The organism is Rhodopila sp. (assembly GCF_035548235.1).
GTDB lineage: Bacteria > Pseudomonadota > Alphaproteobacteria > Acetobacterales > Acetobacteraceae > Rhodopila.
Map to the genome: position 1 here is coordinate 1 of NZ_DASZTJ010000147.1, position 11,452 is coordinate 11,452.

Annotated in this window: 10 protein-coding genes and 1 tRNA gene; 8 read left to right on the forward strand and 3 right to left on the reverse strand. The window is 67.9% G+C overall.

Annotated features, from left to right (window positions below; translation table 11 throughout):
* From VHB27_RS12760 to larB, 7 genes are all read left to right on the forward strand, one after another.
* Positions 1-325, forward strand: a 325-nt coding sequence (locus VHB27_RS12760; protein WP_408903997.1) for a winged helix-turn-helix domain-containing protein, incomplete at its 5' end; no start/stop codon positions are given.
* A 64-nt stretch (positions 326-389) separates the two neighbouring features.
* A tRNA-Thr gene (locus tag VHB27_RS12765) sits at positions 390-464 on the forward strand.
* Between the two features lie 234 nt (positions 465-698).
* A complete protein-coding gene (locus VHB27_RS12770) occupies positions 699-1,856 on the forward strand; it encodes an OmpA family protein (protein WP_325600935.1) in 1,158 nt (385 codons plus the stop codon).
* A gap of 138 nt (positions 1,857-1,994) precedes the next feature.
* Positions 1,995-3,290 carry a nickel-dependent lactate racemase gene (gene larA / locus VHB27_RS12775; RefSeq protein ID WP_325600937.1) on the forward strand — a complete coding sequence of 432 codons (1,296 nt, stop codon included), beginning with the start codon at positions 1,995-1,997 and terminating at the stop codon, positions 3,288-3,290.
* A 4-nt stretch (positions 3,291-3,294) separates the two neighbouring features.
* Positions 3,295-4,476, forward strand: coding sequence for a LarC family nickel insertion protein (locus VHB27_RS12780; RefSeq protein ID WP_325600939.1), 1,182 nt, complete (start codon positions 3,295-3,297; stop codon positions 4,474-4,476).
* A 118-nt stretch (positions 4,477-4,594) separates the two neighbouring features.
* Positions 4,595-5,359, forward strand: coding sequence for a hypothetical protein (locus tag VHB27_RS12785; protein WP_325600941.1), 765 nt, complete (start codon positions 4,595-4,597; stop codon positions 5,357-5,359).
* Complete coding sequence (larB, locus tag VHB27_RS12790; RefSeq protein WP_325600943.1) at positions 5,359-6,054, forward strand: nickel pincer cofactor biosynthesis protein LarB; 696 nt, start codon at positions 5,359-5,361, stop codon at positions 6,052-6,054. The genes VHB27_RS12785 and larB overlap by 1 nt, the downstream gene beginning before the upstream one ends.
* A 45-nt stretch (positions 6,055-6,099) precedes the next feature.
* Here larB and clpA read toward each other — a convergent pair whose 3' ends face one another.
* From clpA to VHB27_RS12805, 3 genes are all read right to left on the reverse strand, one after another.
* A complete protein-coding gene (clpA, locus tag VHB27_RS12795) occupies positions 6,100-8,457 on the reverse strand; it encodes an ATP-dependent Clp protease ATP-binding subunit ClpA (RefSeq protein ID WP_325600945.1) in 2,358 nt (785 codons plus the stop codon).
* 170 nt (positions 8,458-8,627) lie between these two features.
* Complete coding sequence (gene clpS, locus VHB27_RS12800; RefSeq protein ID WP_325600947.1) at positions 8,628-8,960, reverse strand: ATP-dependent Clp protease adapter ClpS; 333 nt, start codon at positions 8,958-8,960, stop codon at positions 8,628-8,630.
* Positions 8,961-9,469: 509 nt separating this feature from the next.
* Positions 9,470-10,171 (reverse strand): phasin family protein, encoded by a 702-nt coding sequence (locus VHB27_RS12805; RefSeq protein WP_325600949.1) that lies wholly within the window; start codon positions 10,169-10,171, stop codon positions 9,470-9,472.
* Between the two features lie 143 nt (positions 10,172-10,314).
* Between VHB27_RS12805 and VHB27_RS12810 the strand changes: the two genes are divergently transcribed.
* The coding region (locus tag VHB27_RS12810) for a D-alanyl-D-alanine carboxypeptidase family protein (protein WP_408903998.1) at positions 10,315-11,452 on the forward strand (1,138 nt) is incomplete at its 3' end.

Below are 11,452 nucleotides of genomic sequence, written 5' to 3' on the forward strand. Positions count from 1 at the left end.
CCTGGAATCCGGGGCGCGAATCGGCCCCGGCAAGGTCGCGGTGCTGGAAGAGATCGCGCGCTCCGGCTCCATCTCCGCCGCCGGGCGGGTGCTGCGCATCTCCTATCGCCGGACGTGGGAGCTGGTGGAGGAGCTGAACGCCACGCTGGGCGGCCCGGTCGTCACCACCGCGGCGGGCGGCAGCGGCGGCGGCGGCGCGCGCCTGACGGAGCTGGGAGAGGCCATCGTCTCCCGCTACCGCGCCATCGAGATCGACTGCGCCGCCGCCGCTCGGAAACACCTGTCGGCGCTGGACCGGGCGACGCGGAAACGCCAGGGGCCATAAAAGAGCGTGCGTTGCGCTTGGATTTCCGGCGGCGATCTGGCATGACAGCCGCACAGCACCGGCGGCCGGGTTAGCACAGCGGTAGTGCAGCGGTTTTGTAAACCGAAGGTCGGGAGTTCAAATCTCTCACCCGGCACCAGCGCGGCACCCTGATCCGGCGATCCGATGATCGTCGGCCGCGATCGTCACTCGCGTTTTCACACGGATGCAGCCGACGGAGGCCGCCCACCGGTCCGACTGACCGGGCTGGTGCGTCGCGAAACACCCGGCGGCCAACCATTGCCACCTGTCTCCGCCGTGGATTACTGTCAACCGCAAAATCAAGCGCTTGGTTATCGATCGGCCTCTATGACAGTCATCACCCGAGGTATCGATGAACGACGACGATCCCTCTCCTGGCGGATTGACCGAAGCCCAGGCTGATTGGGCCTCGCACTTCCTCCACATCGACGTCCGCGTCACAAATCCGCCCATGAAACCGCTGCTCGATTCCATGATCGACGCGGCCGCGGCGGCGATGCCGTCCGGCACGCCGAAGGCCACGGCGACGGACTTGTTCTTCGACAAGGACGATTCCACCCTGACGGACAGCGATAGAACGTCTCTCGACAGCTACATCGCGGCCTACACGGGCGCCGCGAGCTCCGAAAAGGTAACGATCGACGCCTATGCCAGCATGGAGGGCGACGAGGGCCACAACAAGACGCTCGCCGACCAGCGGGCGGCCGCGGTCGCCACGTATCTCGGCAAGCACGGGATCCCCAAGGACCGGATCGCGTTCGCCGGCCATGGCCGCACCGACCGGTTCTCGAAATCCGACCTGAGCCAGAACCGGCGCGCGACCCTCAAGCCGCCTCCGCCCCATGCGTCCGCGCCCGCCCAAGGGCAGCCGAACGGGAAAGGCAGCCTGAAGATGCGCGGCACCCCGGACATGCGCAAGGAAGGCGAGGAGGCGGCAGGGCGGGAGGTGGAGGCCCATCCCAGGAAAGACCCCGGCGTGTCGCGTGATGACGTCGAGGCGGCGCTCAAGACATTCCTGCACGACCTGGCCGGGGCGCAAAAGCACAAAACCGGCGTCACCGCCACCGATCGCGTCGTGGTCGCCGAGAACACGCTTCGAGAGGGCCTCGACGGACGCCATGTCGTCGATCGGCCGGAGACGAAAGACTACGACCCGGACGAGCTGGCCCATAAGATCGCCGCCAACCTGCCGGACTTCATCCCCCGCGCGAACTACGAGAAGTTCCTGCGGCTGAAAGCGATCGAAGCCCCCAAGGAAGGCTCGATCACCGACGACGCGCGCAAGAAATACCAGGAAGAACGCGACAAGGTCATCAACAAGCTCCCGAAGAAGATCCAGGACTACGGCCGGAAGGCCATGGATGCGGCGTTCGAGCACGGCACGACCTTCGTCGCGGACGAGCTGATGCAGGCGGCTGGCGTCAACTCCACGCTCGAGGGGGAGATGAAGGACGTCGTCGACAAGTGGACCGAGAAAGTCACCGGCAGCAACGACGGCGACAGCAAGTGACCATCGCCATCCGGCGGGGTCGGGTCCGGCGGTTTCGCCATCGGCCGCCGAACTTGTCACCATCCGGGTGAAATCCGATAATGGATCATCCGCTCCTTTCCTTCGGAAGGCGCGATCCATCCACGGCGCGAGGCTCGCATGGCACAGCAGGAATTGGGGCTCGCGTACGGCAAGGGCGTCCTGAACCTGACCTTGCCGGCCGGCACGCAGGCGACCGTGATCCGCAAGGCCACGCTGCCGAAACTGCCTGACGGTCCCGCCGCGATCCGCGCCGCGCTGGACAATCCGGTGGCGGCCAGGCCGCTGGCCGAGCTGGCGCGGGGCCGGGGCAGCGCGTGCATTCTGATCTGCGACGTCACCCGCCCGGTGCCGAACCGTCTGTTCCTGCGCCCGATGATCGAAACGATGGTGGCCGCCGGGATTCCGCTCGACCGCATCACCATCCTGGTGGCCACCGGCCTGCACCGCCCGAACCTGGGCGAGGAGCTGGCCGAGGTCGTCGGCGATCCCTGGGTGATGCGGAACGTGCGCGTCGAAAACCATTACGCCCGCAACGAACAGGATCATGTCGACCTCGGCGTCACCGCCACGCGCGGCACGCCGGTCAGCATCAACCGCATCCTGATGGACGCCGACCTGCGGGTCGCCACCGGCCTGGTGGAGCCGCATTTCATGGCCGGCTGGTCGGGCGGACGCAAAGTGGTGGCACCCGGCGTGGCCGGGCACCGCACCATCCGCACCTTCCACTCGGCCCGCTTCATGGAGGACCCGCTTGCGATCCAGTGCAACCTGGTCGGCAATCCGCTGCATGAGGAGCAGTTGGAAATCGTCCGCATGGTCGGCGAAATCTACGCGCTGAACACGGTGATCGACGAAGACCGCGACCTGGTCCATGTGACCTTCGGCGAGATCATCGCCAGCCACCTCGCCGCCGTCGCCTTCATCCAGGACGCCACCCGGATCAAGGTCGGCCGGCGCTTCAAGACGGTGGTGACGTCCTCGGCCGGCTATCCGCTCGACAAGACCTACTACCAGACCGTCAAGGGCATGGTGACGCCGATCGACATCCTGGAACCGGGCGGCACGCTGATCATCGCCTCACGCTGCTCCGAAGGCTTCGGCTCGCCCGAGTTCCGCGCGGCGCAGACCCGCCTGGTCGAACTGGGCGCCGAACGCTTCCTGGCCACGCTGACCGCGAAGTCGCTGGCCGAAGTGGACGAATGGCAGACGGAAATGCAGCTCAAGCCCATGCGGATCGGCCGCATCCAACTCTACACGGACGGGCTGGACGCCGAGGAACGGCGCATCACCGGGGTCGAGGTCGTCCGCTCGCTCGACGAGGCCGTCGCCAGCAGCCTGAAGCGATATGGCGACGGGTCGGTGGCGATCATCCCGGAGGGGCCTTACGTGGTACCGGTGCACCAGGCGGGGTAGGACGATGCCGGACATCCACCTCGACGCGGTGGGCGGTATTGCCGGCGATATGTTCGTGGCGGCATTGCTGGATGCGCTGCCGGACCTGCAGCCGCGCGTGCTGGCCGATGCTCGGGCAGTGCTGCCGCCGGGCTATGGGGTCGCGCTGCCGGCGCGGCGCAGCGGGGGGCTGAAGGCGCTGGGATTCGGCCTGACCGGCACCGACCGGCAGCACCACCATCACCATGACGACCATCACGACAATTCGGGCAGCTTCGCCGACATGGTGGCCCGCATCCGCGGCGCCGCGCTGCATGGCGGGACGGCGGACAAGGCGATCGGCCTGCTGACGCTGATCGCCGAGGTCGAGGCGGACATCCACCAGGTCCCGCTGGAGCAGGTCCATTTCCACGAGATCGCGGATTGGGACTCGCTGGTCGACGTGGTCGCCGCCGGCAGCATCGCCGCGGCGCTGGACGGCGCGCGCTGGTCCGTCTCGCCGCTGCCGCGCGGCGGCGGGCTGGTGAAGACCCATCACGGCCTGCTCCCCGTCCCGGCCCCGGCGACGGCGGCGCTGCTGACCGGCTTCACCTGGCGCGACGACGGCGTGACCGGCGAGCGGGTGACGCCCACCGGCGCCGCCATCCTGCGGTTCCTGGCCGATCCGGGGGGCTCGTCCACCGAGGGCCGCCTGGTCGCCTCGGGCAGCGGCGCCGGCACGCGGGTCCTGCCGGGTCTCCCCAACATCCTGCGCGCGCTGGTCTTCGAGCCCACGGAGGCGGCCAGCGGCGACGAGGTGGGCGTGCTGGGCTTCGAGGTCGACGACATGACCGGGGAGGAGATCGCGGTCGCCGCCGACCGCCTGCGTGCCGTCCCCGGCGTGCTGGACCTGACGATCGGACAGGTCCAGGGCAAGAAAGGCCGCCCGATGCAGTCGTTCCGGCTGCTGGTGCGGCCGGGGCATCAGGACGCGGTGGTCGCGCGCTGCTTTCTGGAGACCTCCACCATCGGCCTGCGCGTCAGCCGGGAACGCCGTGTCGTGCTGCCGCGGCGGCTGGCCCGCGTCGCGGCGGGCAGCGCGTCCGTCGGCGTCAAGACCGTGGAGCGCGGCGGCGCCCGCAGCACCAAGGCCGAGGCCGACGATCTGGCCGGCGACAGCCTGGACGCCCGCCGCCGGATGAAACGGCTGGCCGAGGACGCGGTATGACGCCGCGGTTGCCGTCGTGGCGGGCGAAGAGCCACCAGCCATGCCTCGCCGTGTGGAGCCAGGGGTCAGTCGTGGATGGCGGGCCTTCGCCCGCCATGACGGTGAGGGGGCTGCCGGTATGACGGCCCTGGCCGCCAGCCTGGATCGCCACACTTCCCTGGCGATCGCCGTCAGCGGGGGCGTGGACAGCATGACGCTGGCCGCTTTCGCGCACCGCCACCTGGGTGGGGCGGCGGTGCGGATGATCCATGCCGTCTCCCCCGCCGTCCCGCCGGCCGCGACCGAACGGGTGCGGGCGCGCGCCGAACGCGACGGGTGGGACCTGGCGGTGACGGGCGCGGGGGAGTTCGCGGACAAGCGCTACCGGGACAACCCGGTCGACCGCTGCTATTTCTGCAAGTCCAACCTCTATGACCGGATCCGCGGCATGACCGGCGCGGTCATCGCCTCCGGCGCGAACACCGACGACCTGGGCGATTACCGGCCGGGCCTGCTGGCCGCCGCCGAACGCTCCGTCGTGCATCCGTATATCGAGGCGGGGATGGACAAGGCGGCGGTGCGTGCCCTGGCCCGCGACCTCGGCCTGGACGACGTGGCGGCGCTGCCGGCGCAGCCCTGCCTGTCCAGCCGCGTGGAGACCGGGATCGCCATCGATCCTGACGACCTGGCCTTCATCGACCTCGTCGAGACCAGCCTGGCGCCCCTCGCCCCCGGCGCGGCGGCGCTGCGCTGCCGGGTGACCCGGCAGGGGATCGCGGTGGAGTTGGACGGCACCCCCTCGCCCGCGCTGGCCGACGCCGCGCGCAGCCTCTGCGCCGCCGCGGACCGGGTTTTCCTGGGCGTCCGCCCCTACCGGCGCGGCGCCATGTTCGTGCATCGCTGATGTCCGGGTCGGACGAGTTCGAGATCGACTGGGACCGAACCCGCCGGACCGGCGTGGCGGAGGCGATCCTGTGCGAGCCGAAGACCCCGGCGCAGATCGACGCGATCGTCGCCTCGGCCGCGGGGCGGCGCCTGCTGCTGACGCGGCTGGACGAGGCGCGGCATGCCGCGCTGGCGGCTACGACGCGCGCCGCGCTGGCCTATGACCCGCCGTCCCGGACGGCGGTCCTGGGCGGGCCGGCGCCCCAGGTGGACGTTGGTGCGGACATCGGTGCGGACATGGGTGCGGATACCGGCACCGCCATCGGCATCGTCGCCGCCGGGACCTCCGACCTGCCCGTCGCTCGGGAAGCCGCCCGGACCTTGGCGTTCCATGGCTATCGGGCGCCGATCATCGCCGATGTCGGCGTTGCGGGGTTGTGGCGCCTGACCGGCCGGCTGCCGGCGCTGCGGGCCTGCCGGGTGCTGATCGCGGTGGCGGGGATGGAGGGCGCGCTGTTCAGCGTCCTCGCCGGGCTGGTGGAGGCGCCGGTGATCGCCGTGCCGTCATCCGTCGGCTACGGCGTGGCCGCCGGCGGCCGGACGGCGCTGCGGGCGGCACTGGCAAGCTGTGCGCCGGGCCTTGTCGTGGTCAACATCGACAACGGCTTCGGCGCCGCCGTCGCCGCGATCAAGATGCTGCGGGCGATGGGCTGAAGAGGCTTACCCTTCACCCCGCCCTGGCCGGCTGCGCGACCTTCCTTAGACCTCGACCTCTTCCTCCCGGCCCGCGCTGCCGTCGTCGTCGCCTTCCGGCTTCGGCAGGGCCGGCAGGGCGGCCTCGGTGATCTCGAAGTCCAGCTTCCCGTCCTTCAGCGTGACCTTGACCGCGCCACCCTTCACCAGCTTGCCGAACAGCAGTTCCTCGGCCAGCGGCTTCTTGATGTATTCCTGGATCACGCGGCCCAGCGGGCGCGCGCCATACAGGCGGTCGTAGCCACGCTCCGCCAGCCATTCCTTGGCGGCGGACGACAGCTCGATCGTCACGTTCCGGTCGGCGAGCTGGGCTTCCAGCTGCATGACGAACTTCTCGACCACGCGGCCGACGATCTCCGGCGTCAGGCCGGCGAAGGCGATGACCGCGTCCAGCCGGTTGCGGAATTCCGGCGTGAACAGGCGTTTGACCGCGTCCTCGTCCTCACCGGTCCGCGCCTCGCGGCCGAAGCCGATGGCTTCCTTGGCCATGTCGGAGGCGCCGGCATTCGTCGTCATGATCAGGATCACGTTGCGGAAGTCGACCGTCTTGCCGTTGTGGTCGGTCAGCTTCCCGTGGTCCATCACCTGCAGCAGGATGTTGAACAGGTCCGGATGGGCCTTCTCGATCTCATCCAGCAGCAGCACGCAGTGCGGGTGCTGGTCGATCGCGTCGGTGAGCATGCCGCCCTGGTCGAACCCGACATAGCCCGGCGGCGCGCCGATCAGGCGGGAGACGCTGTGCCGCTCCATGTATTCGGACATGTCGAAGCGGATCAGCTCGATGCCCATGGTGGAGGCGAGCTGGCGCGCCACCTCGGTCTTGCCGACGCCGGTGGGGCCGCTGAACAGGTAGTTGCCGATCGGCTTCTCCGGTTCGCGCAGGCCGGCGCGGGCCAGCTTGATCGCGGCGGACAGGGCTTCGATCGCCTTGTCCTGGCCGAACACCATCGCCTTCAGGTCGCGTTCCAGGTTCTTCAGCGTCTCCTTGTCGTCGGCGCTGACGGACTTGGGTGGGATGCGGGCGATCTTCGCCACGATCTCCTCGACGTCCTTCAGCGTGACGGTCTTCCGGCGCTTGTGCTCCGGCAGCAGCATGCGGGACGCGCCGACCTCGTCGATCACGTCGATCGCCTTGTCGGGCAGCTTGCGGTCGTGGATGTATTTCGCCGACAGCTCCACCGCGCCGCGGATGGCTTCTTCCGTGTAGCGGACCTTGTGGTGCTTTTCGTAGTTCAGCTTCAGGCCGCGCAGGATTTTCACCGAGTCTTCCAGCGACGGCTCATTGACGTCGATCTTCTGGAAGCGCCGGACCAGCGCGCGGTCCTTTTCGAAGTAGTTGCGGAATTCCTTATAGGTGGTCGAGCCGATGCAGCGCAGGTTGCCCGACGCCAGCGCCGGCTTCAGCAGGTTCGACGCGTCCATCGCGCCGCCCGAGGTCGCGCCCGCGCCGATCACCGTGTGGATCTCGTCGATGAACAGGATCGCGCCCGGCTGGTTCTCAAGCTCCGAGACCACGGCCTTCAGCCGTTCCTCGAAATCGCCGCGATAGCGCGTGCCGGCCAGCAGCGCGCCCATGTCGAGCGCGAAGATGGTCGACTTCGCCAGCACTTCCGGCACGTCGCCTTCCACGATTCGCTTGGCCAGGCCTTCGGCGATCGCGGTCTTGCCGACGCCGGGATCGCCCACGTACAGCGGGTTGTTCTTGGTGCGGCGGCACAGGATCTGGATGGTCCGCTCGATCTCGATGTCGCGGCCGATCAGCGGGTCGATCTTCCCGGCCATCGCCTTCTTGTTCAGGTTCACGCAGTAGTTCGACAGCGCGTCCTGGCTGCGGCGGCTGGGCTTTTCCTCGCGTTCCTGCTCCGGCTCGCCCTTGTCGTTGCCCTGCGGCTGGTTGGTACCGGTGACGGGACGGGACGCGGACCGGCCGGGGGCCTTGGCGATGCCGTGGCTGATGAAGTTGACGGCGTCCAGGCGCGTCATGTCCTGCAACTGCAGGAAGTAGACGGCATGGCTTTCGCGTTCGGAGAACAGCGCCACCAGCACGTTGGCGCCGGTGACCTCGTCACGGCCCGAGGACTGCACGTGGATCGCCGCGCGCTGCACGACGCGCTGGAAGCCGGCGGTCGGCTTCGGATCGCCGGCGCGCTCGGTCGCCAGGCCCGCGAGGTCCTTGTCCAGGAACTCGGTCAGGTCGGCGCGCAATTTCTCCAGGTCGACGCCGCAGGCCTTCAGCACGGTGGCGGCGTCCGAGTCCTCGGCGAGGCCGAGGAGCAGGTGTTCCAGCGTGGCGTATTCGTGCCGCCGTTCGCTGGCGAGGGACAGGGCGCGATGAAGCGTCTGTTCAAGGTTGCGAGATAGCATATCCGACGCTCCTAAACGCTAGCGGTCCGTTGCCGGACCAGACCACGGGAACCAGACCATGGACCTGGGCAGTCCCACCTGGGCAGTCCCAAGGGTGGCAGTCACCGGGCATTTCCCGAAAGAACGCCCGGAGGTTGGACATGATGGCGAATTCGGTCTCGGCAATCCCATCATTCTTTCTCGATGGTACACTGAAGCGGGTGCTGGTTCTGGCGCGCGAGGTCCATGACCTGCGTCACTTTCGTCTCGGCGACCTCGTACGTGTAAACGCCGCACACGCCGACGCCGCGGCGGTGGACGTGCAGCATGATGCGCGTGGCTTCCTCCCGGTTCTTTTGGAAGAACCGTTCCAGGACGTGGACGACGAACTCCATCGGCGTGTAGTCATCGTTCAGCATCAGCACCTTGTACATCGCGGGCTTGCGGGTCTTGGGCCGAGCCTTGACGACGACCCCGGTGTTGGGCCCCTCGGTCGTGCCGCCGCGCTTATCGGTGTCACTCATGTCTTATTCGCATCCATTCGCCGCCTTCGATCGGCCCACAGCCATCCGTGCATCCGTCCTTCGGTCGTGTCCGCCCGAACCCGGCACCGCCGTCCCCAGACTTCGTGCCGTTCGGCGCCTGAACCTGTCTTGAGCCTGAGCCAATCGTGACCAATCCCGCTGAGGTTCCAGCATATCGGTACCGCAGGCCCGGATGAAAGGGCCTTGCGCATGCCACAGGCATGACGATCGCGCCGACTCGAATTTCTCGCAAGGGTCCCGGGGGAGGCCTGAGGGCAAAACCATCGGTACCGCCACGCGGTTCCCCGAACCACGGCATCCGTGAAGATGGGCGGAGGCATCACGGACCGCGAGGGCAAAATGAAAGGCCCGGACATCTGTCCGGGCCTTCTTGACATGCCTCAAGCCAGGCATGGCCCGCTTGCTCAAATCTGATCAATGCAAGCCTGATCAGGGACCGCCCCATGGGGATCGCCCAGCGGGGAATCACCCTGTCAGGCGATTCGCGCTCAGGCGGTCTTGGAGAACTTCTCCACCGCCACCGTCACGCGCGCGGTGATCGGGGCCAGCGCCTGCTCGGTCAGCTTGAAGGAGGCATCGGTCAGCTTGCTCGACTCGCTCACCGTCTTCTCCAGCGCGTTGCGGGCGAAAGCGGCCTGCAGGTCGAAGGCTTCCTTCAGCGACTTGACCGACGTCATCGCCTTGAAGGTCGACAGACCCTCTTCCATCGAAGCCTGGGCAGCGGCGGCGACGTGCTTGGACAGGTCCTGCACGCCGGTCACCCAGATCTGGCCGGACTTCATCAGGGCTTCGACATTGCCCTGGCTGAAGGCAACGAACTCTTCGGCGGTCTTCATGGCTTTCTCCATACCTTGTTTTACACTGGCCTGCGTCGCCCCCATGGCCTCGGCCGCCGCCTTCGGGGCGTCCGCCGTGATGGCCGGAGCGGTCACTTCGATCGTTTTGCCGGCGATGGGTTCGGCCGCCGGCGCGGCCTCGGTCGTTTTGGGTTTCGCGCTCACGTCTGTCCTCTCGCTTGCCAAGGCCGGACACTGGGGTACCGGTGCCAGGGTCGAGCCGGTTCTTTCCTGCTGCCGCGCGTGCTGGCCGATGGAATCCCTCGAAGATATCGAGCGGAATTTAAATGCTGCACCGCAACACAATAGCGATATAGGAGTCCGCAATTCATCAATCAAGCGCTTTTTGTGCACTGCACAAAAATTCCCGGTTGTGCCGATCCGCCTTAGGGTTCCATTCTAAGACCTTCACTTTTTACGTTTTTTGACGGAATAACCTCTGGACAGACGCCGCCCCGCTTACTTAAAATTGCGTCATCGCTCAGAAGGGAACATGAATGGCCATGTTTGCGTGCCTTCCGCGCAAGCACATGCAGCACTGCTTCCTGGCAGTTGCAGGCTTGCTGGCCGTTTTCGCCGCTCCACCGGCCCACGCGCAGGTGGGATCGGCGCGCTACAGCTCCATCGTCATCGACGCCTCCAACGGCGCGGTGCTGGAATCCGACTCGGCCAACCAGCCGCGCCATCCCGCCAGCCTGACCAAGCTGATGACCCTGTACCTGACGTTCGAGGCGCTGCGCGACCGCCGCATCACGCTGAACCAGCTCGTCCCCGTGTCCGCCCACGCGGCCAGCATGGAACCGACCAAGCTGGGCCTCGTGCCGGGGTCCAAGCTGACCGTCCAGCAGGCGATCCTGGGCCTCGTCACCAAGTCCGCCAACGACGCCGCCGCGGCCCTGGGGGAGTTCCTGGGCGGCAGCGAGGACCGGTTCGCCCAGATGATGACCTTGCGCGCCCGCGCGCTCGGCATGGCGAACACGACGTTCGAGAACGCGTCCGGCCTGCCCGATCCCGACCAGTGGACCACGGCGCATGACCTCGCCATCCTGGCGCGCCGCCTGATCACCGATTTCCCGGGCGATTACCGCTATTTCTCCACGCCCAGCTTCGTCTGGCACCGGCAGGTGATCTTCAACCACGACAGCATGCTGAAATCCTACCCCGGCGCCGATGGGATGAAGACCGGCTATACCGACGCCTCCGGCCACAACCTCATCACCAGCGCGATGCGCGGCGGCGTGCGCCTGATCGGCGTGGTGCTGGGCGCCTCCACGAACGGGGAGCGGGACATCCAGATGACCGCCCTGCTCAACCAGGGCTTCCAGCAGATGGACGTCCCGATCGAGCGTAAGCCGGTGCTGGTCGCATCCCGCATGCCGCTGACCAATTCCGCCCATGCGGCCGAGCTGCCGCACCCCCCCGAGGTGACCCGCGTCAGCGAGATGCGGCCGCCGCCGCATCCCCGCCCCGCGACCTGGGCCGTGCATGTCGGCGCGTTCCGCAGCCAGGCCGCTGCCCGCAGCGCCGCGCTGGTGGCGCGGCGGGAGGCCGATGCCGGCGAGATCCGGGTCCAGCCGGTCCGGCTGCGCGGCAAGGTCGTCTGGCGCGCCAGCGTCGTCGGCCTGACCCACTCCG

Bases quoted from the DNA above. Each gene is read 5' to 3' on its own strand.
- larA (WP_325600937.1), top strand. From the start codon at position 1,995: ATGGCACAGCAGGAATTGGGGCTCGCGTACGGCAAGGGCGTCCTGAAC.
- VHB27_RS12770 (WP_325600935.1), top strand. From the start codon at position 699: ATGAACGACGACGATCCCTCTCCTGGCGGATTGACCGAAGCCCAGGCT.
- VHB27_RS12785 (WP_325600941.1), top strand. From the start codon at position 4,595: ATGACGGCCCTGGCCGCCAGCCTGGATCGCCACACTTCCCTGGCGATC.
- clpA (WP_325600945.1), bottom strand. From the start codon at position 8,457: ATGCTATCTCGCAACCTTGAACAGACGCTTCATCGCGCCCTGTCCCTC.
- larB (WP_325600943.1), top strand. From the start codon at position 5,359: ATGTCCGGGTCGGACGAGTTCGAGATCGACTGGGACCGAACCCGCCGG.
- VHB27_RS12780 (WP_325600939.1), top strand. From the start codon at position 3,295: ATGCCGGACATCCACCTCGACGCGGTGGGCGGTATTGCCGGCGATATG.
- clpS (WP_325600947.1), bottom strand. From the start codon at position 8,960: ATGAGTGACACCGATAAGCGCGGCGGCACGACCGAGGGGCCCAACACC.